Raw genomic sequence first — 18560 nt, 5'->3', positions numbered from 1 at the left:
GATGAATTATGTTAATGACTAGACCAAATTTAAAAGGAAGAAGCTTTCTAGCAGAAAAAGATTTTACACAAGAAGAATTGTTATATTTTCTAGATTTGGCAGCAGAATTAAAAGAGAAAAAGAAAAACGGTATCCCGCATCATTATTTAGAAGGTAAAAATGTAGCGCTCTTATTTGAAAAAACTTCTACTCGTACGCGTTGTGCATTTACAGTAGCATGTACAGATTTAGGGGCAAATCCTGAATATTTAGGGAAAGGTGATATTCAACTTGGGAAAAAAGAATCTGTAGAGGATACAGCAAAAGTGTTAGGGCGTATGTTTGACGGAATTGAGTTTCGTGGATTTAATCATGAAACTGTAGAATCTTTAGCACAAAATTCTGGTGTGCCAGTTTGGAATGGATTAACAGATATGTGGCATCCAACACAAACACTAGCAGATTTATTAACAATTAGAGAACATATAGGGAAATTGAAAAATGTGAAGCTCGTTTACGTTGGCGATGGGCGAAATAATGTTGCTAATAGCTTACTAGTTGGTGGAGCAATCGTTGGAATGGATGTACGTATTTGTACACCGAAATCTTTATGGCCTGCACAAGAAGTAATTGATTTAGCAAAAAAATATAATGAACAAGTAATGATAACAAGTAATGTGGAAGAAGCTGTTGCGAATGCAGATGTAATTTATACAGATGTATGGGTGTCTATGGGGGAAGAAGAAAAATTTGCTGAACGTGTCGAGTTATTGAAACCTTATCAAGTAAATATGAAAATGATTAAAGCAACAGGGAATGAAAACGTGATTTTCTTACATTGTTTACCTGCATTTCATGATGTTGAAACGATGTATGGCGAAGAAGTTTATGAGAAATATGGGTTGAAAGAAATGGAGGTAACTGACGAAGTATTCCGCAGTAAACATTCAAAAGTATTTGATCAAGCTGAAAATAGAATGCATACAATTAAAGCGGTTATGGCAGCTACTTTAGGAAACATGGAGTAAAGAAGAAAGGGAGTCTTCCTTTCTTCTTTCTCCTCCTTTAGACACGATCATTCACTATTGCTTTTGTATTGTTATTGCAATTAAAGAGAGGTGAGTGGAATGGGTGAAGATAAGAAATTAGGGTTGTTTACACTAACGGCTCTTGTAGTTGGGTCTATGATTGGCGGTGGAGCCTTTAATTTAGCGAGTGATATGGCAAAAGGTGCTGGTGCTGGAGCCATTATTATTGGCTGGGTTATAACAGGAATTGGGATGATTGCACTTGGATTATCTTTTCAAAATCTAACTGTAAAACGGCCAGATTTAGATGGTGGTATTTTTAGCTATGCAAAAGCAGGGTTTGGTAATTTTATGGGGTTTAATAGTGCGTGGGGATACTGGCTATCTGCTTGGCTTGGGAATGTAGCTTACGGTACATTATTGTTTTCTTCATTAGGATATTTCTTCCCGATCTTTGAAGGCGGTCAAAATGTAGAATCCATTATTGGTGCAAGCGTATTATTATGGTGTGTTCACATGTTAATTTTACGTGGAGTTCAATCAGCAGCCCTTGTGAATTTAGTAACTACAATCGCAAAATTAGTACCTGTATTTGTATTTATTGTCATAGGAATCTTTGCGTTTCATATTGATACGTTCTTAGATGGATTTTGGGGGCAAACTGGTTCTTTTTCATGGGGAGCAGTTGGCAGCCAAGTTAAAAGTACAATGCTTGTAACTTTATGGGTATTTATTGGGGTAGAAGGGGCTGTTGTTTTATCCAGTCGAGCAAAAAATAGAAGTGATGTAGGGAAAGCAACCGTTATTGGCTTAATTGGTACACTCATCATTTACATTTTAATCACATTATTGTCTCTTGGACTTATGCAGCAAGCAGACATTGCAGGTGTGAAAAATCCGGCTATGGCTTATTTATTTGAAAGTGTTGTTGGAAAATGGGGTGCTATCTTTATTAATTTAGGTTTAGTCATCTCTGTATTAGGTGCTTGGTTAGGTTGGACTTTGCTCGCTTCTGAAATTCCATATTTAGCGGCTAAAGATGGAGTATTTCCAAAATGGTTCGCAAAAGAAAATAAAAATAAGGCTCCAGTAAATTCATTATGGATAACAAATGGTTTAATACAAATATTCTTGTTAACATTCGTCGTTTCTGATCAGGCGTATAACTTTGCATTCTCTTTAGCATCTTCAGCTATTTTAATCCCATATGCTTTTTCAGCATTTTATCAACTGAAGCATAGCTTAAAGTCTGAAGAAGCAGATCGAAATAAAAATATAATAATTGGCTTGATCGCAAGTATTTATGGCGTGTGGTTAGTTTATGCAGCCGGTTTAGAGTATTTATTATTAACAATGACTTTATATGCGCCAGGTATTTTTATTTTTTACAATGTTCAAAAGCAAAAGAGTTCGAAGCAAATATTTACTCGAGTGGAATTAGCATCATCCGTAGCAATTGGTGCTTTAGCATTCTTTGCGATTTATGGATTAATTACAGGCAGTATTACTTTATAAAGCGCTGTGAAAGCGAAATCAACTGGAGGGCTGGAATATGGCACGAAGAAAAATTGTAGTTGCACTAGGGGGAAATGCGATACAGTCTGGAGAAGCTACTGCGGGAGCGCAGCAAGAAGCGTTGGAAAAAACGGCAGAACAACTTGTGAAAATAATGGAAAATGATGTGGATATAGTAATTGCGCATGGAAATGGCCCACAAGTGGGGAATATTTTATTACAGCAAAAAGCTGCAGAAACGGAAAAGACACCTGCAATGCCATTAGATACTTGTGGGGCAATGAGCCAAGGGATGATTGGATATTGGATGGAAAATGCAATTGAAAAGGCATTGAAAAAACGGAATATAAACAAAGATGTAGCAACGGTTATAACACGTGTTGTTGTGGATAAAAAAGATGAGGCATTTAAAAATCCAACTAAACCAATTGGTCCTTTTTATACAGAAGAAGAGGCCAGAAAATTAATGGATGAAACAAAAGCAGTGTTTAAAGAAGATGCTGGTAGAGGATGGAGACGTGTTGTTCCATCACCGAAGCCTGTAAGTATTCATGAACATAAAGTGATTAATTCTTTGGTCGAAGATGGAAACATAGTGATAGCTGTGGGCGGAGGTGGAATTCCAGTAATTGATTCTGAAGAAGGATTAAAAGGAACTGAAGCGGTTATCGATAAAGATTTCGCTGCGCAGAAATTAGCAGAATTAGTAGATGCCGATACGCTCGTTATTTTAACTGCAGTTGATTATGTGTATGTAAATTATAATCAACCGAATCAAAAAAAATTAGAGCATGTCACAGTGAATCAATTAGAAGAATATATTGAAGAACAACAATTTGCTGCGGGAAGCATGCTTCCAAAAATCGAAGCTGCTATTAATTTTGTTAATACAAATCCAAAAAGAAAAACGATTATTACGTCTTTAGAAAAAGTATATGAAGCACTAGAAGAAAAAGCCGGTACTATTATTTCAAAACAGAATGTATGCATGTATGTTTAAATTATTATGTACGCTACTTAGTAGTAAAAAAAGAATGAGGTTAATAACTTCATTCTTTTTATTTATTAATATTTTTTGTACTCATTGTTCATAAAGTTTTCATGATGAAATCTGAATATACAAGTTAATTATGATAAAATTCAAATTGAATACGCTTTCTTGATTTTTCGCTCCAACATACAGCAAGAGAGAGGGAATTTTATGAATAGACGGAACGTAGTGAAAGACTTAAAGCAGTTCGAATTATTTGCTCATTTAACAGAAAAAAAATTGAAAGGCTTAACAGAGTTTGTTTATTGGCGAACTTATAAAAAAGGTCAATTTTTATTTTTAGAAGGGGATTCAAGGGAAAGAATTTACTTCATGTTAGATGGTTTTGTAAAGTTAGAGCGGGTTAATCAAAATGGGAACTTATTATACGATGACTATGTAAAGCGGTATTCTATTTTTCCTTATGGTGGTATGTTTACAGACAGAGGATATAACTATACAGCAGAAGCAATGACGGATGTGGAGGTATATTATATTCCAACGGTAATCTTTGAAGATATGGTAAAGTCCAGCAGAACACAATTGATGTACGTTGTTCAGCAATTATCATCTATATTAAAATTGAACGAAAATCGAGTGCAAAATATTACAATTCCTAATGCACAAGATCGTGTTATCCAAACGTTAAATTATTTAATGCAGGATTTAGGAGAACAGAGTGGAGAAAAGATTGTAATTTCATGTCCACTTACAACAATTGAAATATCCAAAATATCTGGAACATCTCGAGAGACAGTTAGCAGCGTATTAAAACAATTAAAAAATGATAGCATTGTTACAATTTTAGATAAAAAAATTACAATACATGATCCAACATATTTTGAAGAAATCTCTATGTGAAAATTGTATATTGATTTTTTAATTCATATTGTATATTAATAAGGTTCTTTATATATTTATAAGGAACTTTTTTACGTTATCCTCTATAAAAAGATTGTATAGTATGGTAATAATAGCTAAAATCGATAATAAAATACAAAGTGAAGGGGAGAAAGAATGATTCGTATTGAGTATGATCGATTAGTAGCTATTTGTTACAGTATAGGGGTTTTGTTATTATTAAAAATTCCAAATGATAATGAATTAATTGGGGAAAAACTATTCAATGTCTATAAGATTCCGATACATACGTATGTTTATATGGATTATAAATTCTCAAATATATTGATTGTTTCTTTCATACTACATGTAATTGCATTTATATTATTTTTAAAATGGCTAGGAAAAAAGAAGTCTAGTACATTTAGAAAAATGAATAAGATAAAAGTAGTAGGTACTAGTATTTTGATTGTAATGATGCCGTTTATTTTAAATACAATCCTCCAGACATTGAATAAAACATGGTATTATGCAGGAAAAACAGGGGTAGAAGCAATAGAATATAAAAAAGAAGATAGCCAGTGTAGAATGGAGAAAAATGGAGAGAATATCCAACCGAAGTGCATTGTTACTTTAAAAAATTATCGTAATCATTCACAAGCATTAAAAGTTGTTTTATATGATAATGCAAACGAGAATTCAAAAAGCTATCCAGTACCGAAACCAGTCTATTTACAAAAACATGAGACAAAGCAATTTGAATTTCAAGTTCCTGTTTCTTATAATAGAGGTATTGAAAAAGATAAAGTACCAAATATTAAATTACATTCATTGCATGAAAATGATACGAAATACAATTAATCTGTAAGTAAAAGTTTATGAGTAGGAGCAAGAATTTGAAACGATATAGAAAATCAACTTGAATCATCCAACATACTGCGAGGTAACGGTATATTGGATGATTTTTTTATGTTATCCCCTTTTTTCACGTATGAAAAGGAGGAATACTTTGTTGGAAATGAAAAACATCACAAGGATCATACATGGTTTTTACTTTACGTAATCTGTGAAAGTTAGAGCCATAATAACTAGTTTGCCAATTTTTAATGTCGATATCGGGCCAGTTCACATAGTCACCTAGTGTATAAGGATCTAAGCTTTCTCGTAAACCTTTAACCCAGCGTATATTTCGATTTTCTTCATCATCGCATTTCCAAGAGGTAATGTATTCTTGAGCAATAATTGCTTTACGATGAAAATAAGCCGTTTCATTCGGCGAAATATTTTCAACAGCACCTATGAGCGATTGATGCCAAATACTAGCATCTTTATTTGGTGCATGAGAAAGAAAGGATTGCATGATTTGAATGCCTTTAAGGGGAATAGGTGTATAGACATAGGAACCAGAGCGCTTGAAATTTTCAGGGATGTTACCTCCATTAAAAAATTCAACAGCCTTTATATAAGGAACTTCTTCTATAAAGAGAGAGGGGCTACCAGTTTCAAGAAGAGGGGATAATAGGGAATGGAGTTCAGAGGGAGAACCGATAAACTCGCCTTGTGCTTCGATTTTATTTCGTTGCTTGGCGAATAATTCGATCGATGAAGTGAGACGTTCATCTATATAAGGTGCCCAGTTTTGCCACGCTTGAAATGCAGCAATAAAGTCTTCCCATTCCCATGTAATTGAAAAAATTGATACATTTTTTATCGGGTGGACTCGAAAAGTTAATGAAGTGACAATTCCGAAGTTTCCACCACCGCCACCACGGCATGCCCAAAAAAGGTTAGAGTTCTCTTGTTCATTTGCACGAATGAGTTTTGCACCAAATTTTCCACATGCTTGTACCATTTCCACTTCCATTAATTGATCACATGTTAATCCATATAAGCGCGAAAGCATACCAATACCACCACCAAGTGCTAATCCAACAATTCCAACGCTTGCACTTGTACCAGCAGGAATTGTAACACCGTAATTCCAAAGTTCTTTATAAACAGTGCCAAGATTTGCACCAGCCTCAATTGTTGCTGTTAATTTCTCTGTATTAACAGTAATGCGATGCATTTCACTCACATCAATAATAAGTCCTCTATTTAAAAGAGAAAAATTTTCATAGCTATGACGTCCACTTCTTAACCGAAATGGTATATGACGTTCACCTGCCCATTTTAAGGCGTTACAGACATCCTTGTTATTTTGACAAAAAACAATAATACAAGGGAGTTTTGGAATACTTAAATTTAAATTCATTCGGGCTACGTCGTAGTCAGGATCTGTGGGAACAACGATACGACCTGTTAATTTTGTTTGCTTCAATTTATTACTCCTTTCTAAAATAATCAGAGTTTTTTATTAATATATGAAAAATGTCTGTAATACGCGTGGACAAGGAGAGGTGAAGAATGAGATTTACCTTTGTGAGAAATAAATAAAGCATAAGAATAAAGAATCTACATAGAGTTCAATGAAAACAGTTGCAAACTATTCATATTTTGTTATGATAGTGTTACGAAAACGTTTGCATAAAATTTCCGATGGGATGCAAAAGGAGAGAATGACTATGAATAAGACATGGTGGAAAGAAGCGGTTGCTTATCAAATTTATCCACGAAGCTTTATGGATTCAAATGGTGATGGTATTGGAGATTTACAAGGTATTATTGCAAAACTGGATTATTTAAAAGATTTAGGTATAGATGTAATTTGGATTTGTCCAATGTATAAGTCGCCTAATGATGATAATGGTTATGATATTAGTGATTATCAAGATATTATGGATGAGTTTGGTACAATGGCAGACTTTGATGCTTTACTAGATGAAGTTCATAAGCGTGATATGAAGCTTATTATTGATTTAGTTATTAATCATACGAGTGATGAACATCCATGGTTTATTGAATCACGTTCATCTAAAGATAATCCGAAGCGTGATTGGTATATTTGGCATGATGGTAAATATGGTGCGGAGCCAAACAACTGGGAAAGTATTTTTAATGGTTCGGCATGGGAATATGATGAAGAAACAGAACAATATTATTTACATTTATTCTCACGTAAACAACCAGATTTAAACTGGGAGAATAAAGAAGTTCGCGAAGTACTATACGATACGGTTAATTGGTGGCTTGATAAAGGTATTGATGGTTTCCGCGTTGATGCGATCAGTCATATTAAAAAAGAAGAAGGCCTCAAGGATATGCCAAATCCAAAAGGGTTAAAATATGTGCCATCTTTTGATAAACATATGAATGTGAAAGGTATTCAACCTTTATTAGAAGAGCTAAAAGAAAATACATTCTCTAAGTACGATATTATGACTGTTGGTGAAGCAAATGGTGTTAAGATTGAAGATGCTGAGCTTTGGGTTGGAGAAGAGCAAGGTAAGTTCAATATGGTATTCCAATTTGAACATTTAAGTTTATGGGATGCAGAGAAGAAGAAAGACCTTGATGTTGTAGGATTGAAAAAAGTATTAACGAAATGGCAAAAAGGATTAGAAAATAAAGGATGGAACGCTTTATATATTGAGAATCACGATAAACCACGTATCGTTTCAACATGGGGAGATGATAAACAATATTGGCGTGAAAGTGCAACAGCTCTAGGGGCGATGTATTTCTTTATGCACGGTACACCTTTTATTTATCAAGGCCAAGAAATTGGTATGACAAATGTTCAGTTACCAAATATTGAAGATTACGATGATGTAGCAATTAAAAATTTATATCGCGAGAAAATTGCAGAGGGCGTACCACATCAAGATATGATGGAGATTATATGGGCTTCTTGCCGCGATAATTCACGTACACCTATGCAGTGGAATGATGAGATGAATGCTGGTTTCACAACAAGTACACCTTGGTTTAGCATGAATCCAAATTACAAAGAAATTAATGTTGAAAAGCAAAAAAATGAAGAAAAGTCTATTTTTAATTTCTATAAGAAAATGATTGCCCTGAAAAAAGAGCACGATGTACTGAACTATGGTACGTATGATTTACTTTTAGAAGACGATCCACAAATTTATGCATATACACGTACGTTACAGGATGAAAAAGTCATTGTAATTAGTAATATCTCAAAAGAGGAAGCTGTGTATAATGAGGGTTCATTTGCACTAGAACGCAAACGTTTGCTTTTAAATAACTATGAAGTTGCGGAACATGAAGAAGTAACAACAATTGCTTTAAAGCCTTATGAAACAAGGGTTTATCGCATTTCATAATAAAAAAGGATGCTCTTTGAGCATCTTTTTTTATGAAAAAAAATAAATTTCTATTGCAAAGTGAAAACGCTTTTATTAAAATAGATCTATGAAAACGGTTGCGTAAAGATAAAAATAAAGTAACATAAGGAATCGTTTTCATAAAGGGAACAGAAATTATAATTTAAATCATTATGTTTTTATAAATAAAGGGGAGGAAGAACAGATGAAAATTACGTCTTTTGATTTTTGGCAAAAGTTCGGGAAAGCGTTATTAGTTGTTGTAGCCGTAATGCCAGCAGCTGGTTTAATGATTTCCATCGGTAAGTTAATTGGTATGTCTGCTGGGGATGTTAACGCAGTTCATACAATCGCTCGCGTAATGGAAGACATCGGTTGGGCAATCATTACAAATCTACACATCTTATTCGCAGTAGCAATTGGGGGATCTTGGGCGAAAGATCGCGCGGGTGGTGCATTTGCAGCGCTATTAGCATTCGTCTTAACAAACCGAATTACAGGAGCTATATTTGGGGTAAACGCTGAAATGTTAGCGGATTCAAAAGCGAAAGTTTCTTCAGTAATAGCGGGAGATTTAATTGTAAAAGATTACTTTACTTCTGTACTTGGTGCACCTGCATTAAACATGGGAGTGTTCGTAGGGATTATCACAGGTTTCTTAGGAGCTACTTTATATAACAAATATTATAACTATAATAAACTGCCACAGGCATTAGCATTCTTTAATGGAAAACGATTTGTACCATTCGTTGTAATTCTTTGGTCTACAGTTACTGCGATTGTATTATCACTTCTATGGCCATTCATCCAAAGTGGGTTAAATGAATTTGGTCGCTGGATTGCAGCTTCAAAAGATAGTGCACCAGTTGTTGCACCGTTTGTATATGGAACGTTAGAGCGTTTATTATTACCATTTGGTTTACACCATATGTTAACGATTCCGATGAACTATACAGAGCTAGGCGGAACATATACGATGCTAACTGGTTCAAAAGTTGGACAAGTTGTAGCAGGACAAGATCCATTATGGCTTGCATGGATTACAGATTTAAATAATTTATTAGCAAATGGAGATACGAAGGCATATAACGATTTATTAAATAACGTTGTACCAGCTCGTTTCAAAGCTGGACAAGTTATCGGCTCAACAGCAGCGTTAATGGGGATTGCATTTGCGATGTTCCGTAACGTTGATAAAGAAAAGCGTGCAAAATATAAACCAATGTTTTTATCAGCAGCATTAGCAGTATTCTTAACAGGTGTAACAGAACCAATTGAATTCATGTTCATGTTTATTGCTCCAGTATTATATGTTGTATATGCTATTACAACAGGACTTGCATTCGCGCTAGCTGATTTAATTAACTTACGTGTTCATGCATTTGGATTTATTGAGTTAATTACTCGTACGCCAATGATGGTTAACGCAGGTTTAACAAGAGACTTAATCAACTTTGTTATTGTTTCATTAGTGTTCTTCGGTCTTAACTTTACACTATTTAATTTCTTAATTAAAAAATTCAATTTACCAACACCAGGGCGTGCAGGTAACTATATTGATAATGAAGATGAGGCATCAGAAGGAACAGGAAATGTACAAGACGGTTCATTAGCAACAAAAGTTATCGATTTATTAGGTGGAAAAGAAAATATTGCTGACGTAGATGCTTGTATGACGCGCTTACGTGTAACAGTAAAAGATTTAGATGTTGTTGCACCAGAAGCACAGTGGAAACAAAATGGTGCTTTAGGGCTTATTGTAAAAGACAAAGGTGTACAAGCGGTATATGGTCCGAAAGCTGACGTATTAAAGTCAGACATTCAAGATATGTTAGGTGCGTAATAATATGAAATTGCTAACTTTAAACTGTCATTCTTGGCAAGAAGAGAATCAAATAGAAAAGATACAATACCTTGCTAAAGTAATTCAAGAAGAAGAGTACGATGTCATCGCATTGCAAGAAGTAAGTCAGTCCATACAAGCTGAAAATGTATGCGGTAACAAGAAAAAAGATAATTTTGGACTTTTACTATTAGAAGAGTTAAAAGCGCTACATGTAAAAGATTACAATATTACTTGGGATTTCTCTCATATTGGTTATGACGTGTACGAAGAAGGATTAGCGATTATAACGAAGCATAATATTATAAAAGAAGATACGTTCTTCATTTCAGAAAACGAGGATACAACGTATTGGAAAACGCGTAAAATTGTAAGTACAACAATTGCTTATAATGGTAAGGATATAACGTTTTACTCTTGTCATCTCGGTTGGTGGAATGATGAAGAAGAGTCATTCAAAGGTCAAGTCGATCGTTTGATGGAGCGTGTAGATAGCAATAAGCTCGCCTTCTTAATGGGGGATTTTAATAACAATGCTCGATTGAAAGGCGAAGGTTATGAGTATATGATGCAAAAAGGGTTGTATGACACATATGAATTAGCAATAGAGAAGGATGAAGGAACGACTGTCCAAGGTGAGATTGCTGGTTGGGATGAAAATAAACATAATTTGCGAATCGATCTAATATTGTGTAACCAAAGTAAAAAAGTTCATTCTTCAAAAGTTATTTTTAATGGTACAAACAGAAATGTAATTTCAGATCATTTCGGTGTAGAGGTTCAATTGGATATATAATAGAAGAAATCCTCACAGAGAATAAAAGCTGTGAGGATTTTTTTTAGGAATACAAGTATTTCCAAGAGAAAATACTTGTATTTTTTATGACATTTCATATATATTTGTTATTATTGAATGTAAAACCGATTTGGTCATTTTGTATTCATACTTTGACTCACTTCGTTATATAATGAAGTAAGTGAAAGTTAATGGGAAAAAATAGTACGTTTTTGGTTAATACACGATGTAGAAAGTGATATAATTGCAAAATGTATGTATCATTTTCTAAAGAAGGAAAAATATATAATTAGGTGATAACTTCTATGAAACAGATTTGGCGTATTTATAAGACAGATTTACGGAATGTAGCCAAACATTGGGCTGCAATTGTTATTGTTTTAGGATTAATGATTTTACCATCGTTATATGCATGGTTTAACATTAAAGCTTCTTGGGATCCATATGGAAATACAAAAGAGGTTCCCATTGCAGTTTCTAACCAAGATGCAGGTTCTAATTTAAGAGGGAAAGATATTAATATCGGGAAAGAGATTGTAGACTCCCTTAAGAAAAACAAAAATCTTGGCTGGAAATTTGTAGATGAAAAACAAGCAATTTACGGAGTTGAGCGTGGAGATTATTATGCAAGTATTACGATTCCAAAAGATTTCTCTGAAAAAATTGCAACTGTTCTGGATGAAAATCCACAGAAACCAGAACTTGATTACTATGTAAATGAAAAGGTAAATGCGATTGCACCGAAAATTACAGCAAAAGGTGCATCAGGTATTACGGAAGAAATTAGTAAAAACTTCGTTAAAACAGCGAACGGTGAGATTTTTAAAATCTTCAATGACCTTGGAATCGATTTAGAAACAAACTTACCAAGTATCGAGAAAGTAAAAGATCTTGTCTTTAAGTTAGAAGCGCAGTTCCCAGAAATGAATACATTGATGGATAAGGCGTTAGATGATGCGACTCGAGCAGAGGATATTGTGAAAGTGGCGCAAAAAGATTTACCTGTTGTAGAGAGTGTCATAAATGATGGGCAGGAAGCATTGGCGAATTTAGATAAGTTCTTTGCAAGACAAGATCAAACATTAAAAAATGCTCCAGGGACGATAAGAAATGATTTAGTAGTAGCACAAAGTGTTATGGATAGTGCAGCTGCATTTACCGACTTTTTAATGAATCCAGGTGTTGATTTAAACATCCCTGATTTCTCTGGAATGAATGGACTACCTGAATTCCCTGCAAGACCAGACCTTTCTAAGTTGAATAGTGATGGTTACAAGGGGATAGCACAAAATATTAATCAAACAGTAAATAATGTTTTAAGCTCATCACGTGCAGGAACAGCTTATGGGAAAAGTGTTGTAAATGGATTGCAAAATGGACAATTTGATCCAGAGCAAGCAAAGAAAGATTTAAATGCAGTATCAGATCAACTGCAAGCTCGTACAGAAAATATTTCATATCTTATTAATATATTTACTGAACTTCAAAACTCAGCCACGACTGATTTTGGAAAAAGCTTCTTCCAAGGGCGAGTGGATCGCTTAACCAAGCTTAAAGGTAGTATGGAAAATGCAAATAACGGCATTAAAGATATTGTAAGTGTTATCGGTACAGGACAAGAAGTAAAGAAAGATGTAACAGATGTAGCAAATCAAAAGTTAGATGCAGCAAATGCATTAATTGATCAAGCGGAAAAAGATTACAATGAAACATTTGTAGCAGATTATAAAAAAGCAGTTAGCACAGTAGATCAAGCTAAAGCAGATGCAAATGAAATATATGATAATGCAAAAGCGGATTATGAGAAAGCAAAGAATAGTCTTGAAAGTACTAAATCTAGTGTACAAAAAGCATTAGAGGATGTACAAAATAGAGGTGTTAATGGTTTAGAAGGTTCGAAGGAAGCCTTAAAAAGTTTAAATGGTCAATTCCAAGCTGGAATCGGTTTAATCGATGATATGATTCCAGTTCTAGAAAGTACAAATAAGGTTTTAGCTGATGTAAATAGTGATAAAAATCTTAATAATGGAATTGCAAAATTAAATAAAGCGAAAAGTAGTCTGCAAAAAGGTGTAGATGCAACGAATAAGGGAATTACACTTCTTAACAATGGACAGAAACCTACAAAAGATGTAATTGAAAGTATTAACAACGCTGCGAAGAGCGGATCAGCTCAATTAACAGATGTATTATCGACGTATGATTCAGAAATTGTACCTAATTTCAATACAGCAATTGCTCGTACAAAAGAGATGTCGAAAAATACAACTCAAATTTTAAATGATGCAGACAAAAAGCTTCCAGATGTTAAAAAATTACTAGAAGATTCATCAAAAGGCTTAGTAGACGGTAGAAAGAAATTAGCAGATATTAAAGCTGACATGCCGGAAACTGAGAAAAAGGTTAAAGAATTAGCAGATAAAATTCGTGATTTTGAATCTGAAGAGGATTTAAAAGACATTATACGCTTATTGAAAAATGATGTTGAAAAGCAAAGTGATTACTTTGCGAATCCAGTAAATTTAAAAGAAAATAAATTATTTGCGATGCCGAACTACGGTTCAGCGATGTCACCATTCTATACAGTGCTTGCATTATGGGTAGGCGCATTATTAATGGTTTCATTATTAACGGTAGAAGTACACGAAGAGGGCGCGAATTATAAGAGCCATGAAATTTACTTCGGACGTTTATTAACATTCTTAACGATAGGTCTTTCACAAGCGTTTATCGTATCGATGGGAGATATATTCTTACTCGGTACGTACGTAGTCGATAAGTTCTGGTTTGTGTTATTTAGTTTATTTATTGGTGGAGTCTTCGTTTGTATCGTATACTCACTCGTTTCTATTTTCGGAAACGTTGGGAAATCGATGGCGATCATTTTACTTGTACTACAAGTAGCAGGATCGGGCGGAACATTCCCAATCCAAATGACACCAGCGTTCTTCCAAGCGATTTATCCGTTCTTACCATTCACATACGCAATTAGCGCAATTCGTGAAACAGTTGGCGGAATGCTTTGGGATATCGTAACGCGAGATTTACTTGTGTTAAGTGCTTTCGTAGTAGTTATGATTGTTGCTGCGTTATTACTGAAAACACCAATTAACAAATCAAGTGAAAAATTTGTTGAGAATGCAAAAGGAAGTAAAATCATTCACTAAAATAAAAGGTTCCTACCGATAGAGGTAGGAACCTTTTTGTTTAATCAAATTTTAATTTTTTTAATGCTTCTGCGAACGGGTTGTTTAATGGTTCTTCTTCTTTGTTCTGTTGTTTCATATATTTTTGAACGTCGCGCTTATCAGCTTTGTTTCCAGATTCTTTTTTACGTCTTTCTTGGAATGTTGATAATTTCTCGCGATAGCCACATTTACATGCAAAGATTTGTCCTGCACCCTCACCACGTAATTCTAGTTTCTTCTTACATTGCGGACAGCGAGCGTTTGTTGTACGAGATACATTTTTACGATGACCACATTCACGATCTTGGCATACGAGCATTTTTCCCTTTTTGCCGTTTACTTCTAGCATTGGTTTACCGCAATCTGGACAAGACTTCGTTGAAATGTTGTCATGTTTATATTTTTTATCGCTTGATTTAATTTCAGAAACGATTTCTTTCGTATAGTTCTTCATTTCAGAAATGAATACTTCTTTTTTCAATTTACCTTTTGCGATAGCCTCAAGTTTTTGTTCCCATTCACCAGTTAGTGTAGGAGATTTTAATTCTTCTGGTACTAAATCAAGTAACTGGCGACCTTTTGAAGTAATGTGAATATCTTTACCGCGTTTTTCAATTAAGAATGAATTGAATAGCTTGTCGATAATGTCTGCACGTGTCGCTACAGTACCTAATCCACCAGTCGATTTTAACGTATCAGCAAGTTGTTTATTTTGCGTATCCATATATTTTGTAGGATTCTCCATTGCTGAAAGTAAAGTCGCTTCGTTAAATCGTGCAGGTGCTTTTGTTTGACCTGATGTTTGCATAATTAACTTTACAGCTAATGTATCGCCTTTCTCAATGTGAGGTAGAAGTTGCTCTTTTACGTCATCAGTTACATCATCATCTTCAAAGCGATTTTCATATACTTCTTTCCAACCGGCATGTAGAATTGTTTTTCCGCGCGCAATGAACGTTTCATTGCCAACCTTTGTGCGTAACGTTAGTTGCTCATATTCGAATGCCGGGAATAACACAGCTAAGAAACGTTTTACAACTAAATCATAAATTTTGCGTTCTTTATCTGTGAATGCTGAGAAGTTAACGTATCCTTCTGTTGGAATAATCGCATGATGATCGCTTACTTTACTATCATCAACAAATGATTTGTTAGGTTTGATAGGCTTTTGTAATACTTTATGTGCGAAGGGACGGTATTCTCCAACACCACATGCTTTTAGACGTTCTGGAAGTGTTCCAACGATATCAGATGAAATGTAGCGTGAATCTGTACGAGGGTACGTTAGTACTTTATGCTGTTCATACAATTTTTGCATAATATTTAATGTTTCTTTAGCAGAGTAACCGAACTTTTTATTCGCATCACGTTGCAATTCAGTTAAATCGTAAAGACCAGGAGAGAATGACTTCTTCTGTTTCTTATCAATTTCCACAACAGTAGCATTTTGTTTATCTAAACGTTTTACAATACCATCGATTTTTTCTTTATTAAAACTACGGCTATTGCCATTTGCATCTTGCCAAGTAAGTTTGAGCTTCTCCATTGTTTGAGCTTCGATGCCGTAGTAAGTTTGTGCTTTGAAGTTCTTTATTTCATCCTCACGACTAGCAATCATAGCAACAGTAGGGGTTTGTACACGGCCGCAATTTAACTGGGCATTAAAGCGAGTCGTTAAAGCACGAGTTGCATTAAGACCGATATACCAGTCAGCTTCTGAACGCGCAACTGCTGAAGCGTATAAATTGTCATAGGCTTTACCTGGTTTTAAATTTGCAAAACCATCTTTAATTGCTTTATCGGTTACAGAAGAAATCCATAAACGTTTGATTGGTTTATTTAGCTTAACTTTATCGATAATCCAGCGTGCGACTAATTCCCCTTCACGTCCAGCGTCTGTTGCTACAATAATTTCATTTACATCTTTTCTAAGTAGCTGACTTTTTACAGCATTAAATTGTTTACCAGTTTGTTTAATAACCGTTAATTTCAAACGCTCAGGTAGCATCGGTAAATCTTCTAAATTCCACTTTTTATATTTCACATCATAACTTTCTGGATCTGCTAATGTAACGAGATGACCTAAAGCCCAAGTTACAATATATTTACTACCTTCAAGATAGCCGTTTCCTTTTTTATCACACTTCAGTACACGAGCAATATCTCGTGCAACGGAAGGTTTTTCAGCGATTACAACGCTTTTTGACATATTAAAAACATCCTTTCAAATTTCCATAAGTTAAATATAGCATACATCTTCTTGAGATTCAGTTTCGCTCCATATTTCAGCTGTTTTTAATGGAGTTAACAAAATCCCAACTGATTAAAGTTTCACTTTATCAGTTGCTTCTATATTAAATAGAAAAGTAAAGAACTTGTTATTTTACTAGAATAAGAGTAGACTTTGAAGTAGAAGAATACTAAACACATGGGAGTTTGTGGATACAAACTGAGAGTATGACTAGTCCGTCATTGACCATTTGAACCTGTTGGATAATGCCAGCGTAGGGAGAGTGTAAAAGCACATGTTCAGGCACTTTGCGTACGCGCAAAGTGCCTTTTTGTGTATCTCCCATAACTATAGTTAGGAGATGAGAAGGATGAATATGAAAGAAATTAGTAAAGTAGTGGATTTGGTGAGAGAATCTAATCCGCTTGTTCATAATATTACAAATGTTGTTGTAACAAATTTTACAGCTAACGGTTTGTTAGCGTTAGGGGCATCGCCTGTAATGGCGTATGCAAAAGAAGAAGTGGCAGAAATGGCTAGCATTGCTGGAGCGTTAGTATTAAATATGGGAACACTTCGTCCTGAAGAAGTAGAAGCGATGTTACTTGCCGGTAAATCAGCAAATGTGAACAATGTACCAGTACTGTTTGATCCAGTTGGTGCAGGAGCAACATCGTATCGAACAGAAGTTGCGAGACATATTCCGGCTGAAATTGAATTAGCGAGTATTCGCGGAAATGCAGCTGAAATAGCGAACGTTATTAATGAGAGATGGGAAATTAAAGGGGTAGACGCTGGTGCTGGAAATGGTAATGTCGTAAGTATTGCAAAGCAGGCAGCAGATGAACTAAATACAGTTGCAGTAATTACTGGAGAAGAAGATGTTGTTACAGATGGAGAGAGAACGATTGTTATTCGAAATGGTCACTCTATTTTAACGAAAGTTACGGGAACTGGTTGTTTACTAACTTCTGTAATAGGAGCATTTGTAGCAGTGGAAAAAGATTATGTAAAAGCAGCAGTAGCAGCATTAACGTTTTATGGTGTAGCTTCGGAACTGGCAGCTGCTAAGACCGTGGAAAAGGGACCTGGTAGTTTCCAAATTGAATTTTTAAATCAGTTAGCGAATACTACTTCTGGTGATATTGAGAAGTATGGAAAGATTGAGGAGTTAGAGTAAGAGGGAGTGAAAGAAATGGCACGCATTGAAATAGATAAAATGTCTAAGCTATTGCAAGTGTATTTTATTATGGGAAGTAATAACTGCACGAGGGATCCTTTAGCTGTATTGAAAGAAGCGTTAGATGGTGGAGTGACAATTTTTCAGTTTCGCGAGAAGGGGGAAGGTTCTTTAATCGGAGAAGATAGAGTGCGCTTTGCAAAAGAATTGCAGACGCTTTGTAAGGAATATAGTGTTCCTTTCATTGTAAATGATGATGTAGAATTAGCCATTGAATTAGATGCAGATGGTGTTCATGTAGGACAAGATGATGAAGGAATTACATCTGTTCGTGAAAAAATGGGAGATAAAATTATCGGTGTATCTGCTCATACAATTAAAGAAGCACGCTTTGCAATCGAAAATGGAGCAGATTATTTAGGCGTTGGACCTATTTTCCCAACAAGTACGAAAAAAGATACGAAAGCGGTTCAAGGAACGAAAGGATTAGCTTATTTTAGAGAACAAGGAATTACAGTGCCAATCGTTGGTATTGGTGGGATTACAATTGAAAATACAGCGGCAGTTATAGAAGCGGGTGCGGATGGTGTTTCAGTTATTTCAGCAATTAGTTTAGCTGAATCTGCGTATGAAAGTACGAGAAAATTAGCTGAAGAAGTAAAGAGAAGTTTGTAGGGAAGGACGTGTAGTATTTTAAGTGCT

The 18560-nt window shown here is 34.9% G+C and carries 13 protein-coding genes and 1 riboswitch; of the genes, 11 read left to right on the top strand and 2 right to left on the bottom strand.

The genetic code is table 11. From position 1 onward, the window contains the following. Positions 1-8 precede the first annotated feature (8 nt). The 5 genes from argF to ACUN13_RS21555 all read left to right on the top strand — a co-directional run bounded on the left by argF (position 9) and on the right by ACUN13_RS21555 (position 5253). Positions 9-1007, top strand: coding sequence for an ornithine carbamoyltransferase (argF, locus tag ACUN13_RS21575; RefSeq protein WP_025687823.1), 999 nt, complete (start codon positions 9-11; stop codon positions 1005-1007). A 99-nt stretch (positions 1008-1106) separates the two neighbouring features. Further along, positions 1107-2522, top strand: a complete 1416-nt coding sequence (gene arcD, locus ACUN13_RS21570; RefSeq protein WP_025687824.1) for an arginine-ornithine antiporter — start codon at positions 1107-1109, stop codon at positions 2520-2522. A gap of 37 nt (positions 2523-2559) precedes the next feature. Then, positions 2560-3522, top strand: coding sequence for a carbamate kinase (gene arcC, locus ACUN13_RS21565; RefSeq protein WP_000113951.1), 963 nt, complete (start codon positions 2560-2562; stop codon positions 3520-3522). A 201-nt stretch (positions 3523-3723) separates the two neighbouring features. Then, positions 3724-4413 carry a Crp/Fnr family transcriptional regulator gene (locus ACUN13_RS21560; protein WP_001081905.1) on the top strand — a complete coding sequence of 230 codons (690 nt, stop codon included), beginning with the start codon at positions 3724-3726 and terminating at the stop codon, positions 4411-4413. Between the two features lie 156 nt (positions 4414-4569). Then, entirely contained in the window at positions 4570-5253 is a 684-nt protein-coding gene (locus tag ACUN13_RS21555) for an ABC transporter permease (protein WP_445423948.1), read from the top strand. A gap of 124 nt (positions 5254-5377) precedes the next feature. On the opposite strand, the gene ACUN13_RS21550 is transcribed toward ACUN13_RS21555, so the two are convergent. Continuing rightward, positions 5378-6712 (bottom strand): FAD-dependent oxidoreductase, encoded by a 1335-nt coding sequence (locus tag ACUN13_RS21550; RefSeq protein ID WP_025687826.1) that lies wholly within the window; start codon positions 6710-6712, stop codon positions 5378-5380. A gap of 244 nt (positions 6713-6956) precedes the next feature. Between ACUN13_RS21550 and ACUN13_RS21545 the strand changes: the two genes are divergently transcribed. The 4 genes from ACUN13_RS21545 to ACUN13_RS21530 all read left to right on the top strand — a co-directional run bounded on the left by ACUN13_RS21545 (position 6957) and on the right by ACUN13_RS21530 (position 14427). After that, positions 6957-8621, top strand: a complete 1665-nt coding sequence (locus ACUN13_RS21545; RefSeq protein ID WP_445423947.1) for a glycoside hydrolase family 13 protein — start codon at positions 6957-6959, stop codon at positions 8619-8621. Positions 8622-8826: 205 nt separating this feature from the next. Next, complete coding sequence (locus ACUN13_RS21540; protein WP_000705560.1) at positions 8827-10464, top strand: PTS transporter subunit IIBC; 1638 nt, start codon at positions 8827-8829, stop codon at positions 10462-10464. Between the two features lie 4 nt (positions 10465-10468). Then, the gene (locus ACUN13_RS21535; protein ID WP_000771997.1) at positions 10469-11260 is read left to right on the top strand and encodes an endonuclease/exonuclease/phosphatase family protein; all 792 of its coding nucleotides are present in this window, start codon (positions 10469-10471) and stop codon (positions 11258-11260) included. 305 nt (positions 11261-11565) lie between these two features. Further along, positions 11566-14427, top strand: a complete 2862-nt coding sequence (locus tag ACUN13_RS21530) for a YhgE/Pip domain-containing protein (protein WP_025687828.1) — start codon at positions 11566-11568, stop codon at positions 14425-14427. A 40-nt stretch (positions 14428-14467) separates the two neighbouring features. Here ACUN13_RS21530 and topB read toward each other — a convergent pair whose 3' ends face one another. Beyond that, a complete protein-coding gene (gene topB / locus ACUN13_RS21525) occupies positions 14468-16657 on the bottom strand; it encodes a DNA topoisomerase III (protein WP_000047293.1) in 2190 nt (729 codons plus the stop codon). 209 nt (positions 16658-16866) lie between these two features. Continuing rightward, a riboswitch (TPP riboswitch) is annotated at positions 16867-16976 on the top strand. Between the two features lie 72 nt (positions 16977-17048). Here topB and thiM point away from each other — a divergent pair. Then, positions 17049-17858, top strand: coding sequence for a hydroxyethylthiazole kinase (gene thiM / locus ACUN13_RS21520; RefSeq protein ID WP_017657403.1), 810 nt, complete (start codon positions 17049-17051; stop codon positions 17856-17858). Positions 17859-17873: 15 nt separating this feature from the next. Then, on the top strand, positions 17874-18533 hold the full coding sequence (thiE, locus tag ACUN13_RS21515; RefSeq protein ID WP_017657404.1) for a thiamine phosphate synthase: 660 nt from the start codon (positions 17874-17876) through the stop codon (positions 18531-18533). Positions 18534-18560: the final 27 nt, after the last annotated feature.

This window comes from Bacillus cereus group sp. Bce041 (genome assembly GCF_052646455.1).
The sequence above is the reverse complement of the archived record's forward strand: the minus strand, read 5'-3'. Positions and strand labels throughout refer to the sequence as shown.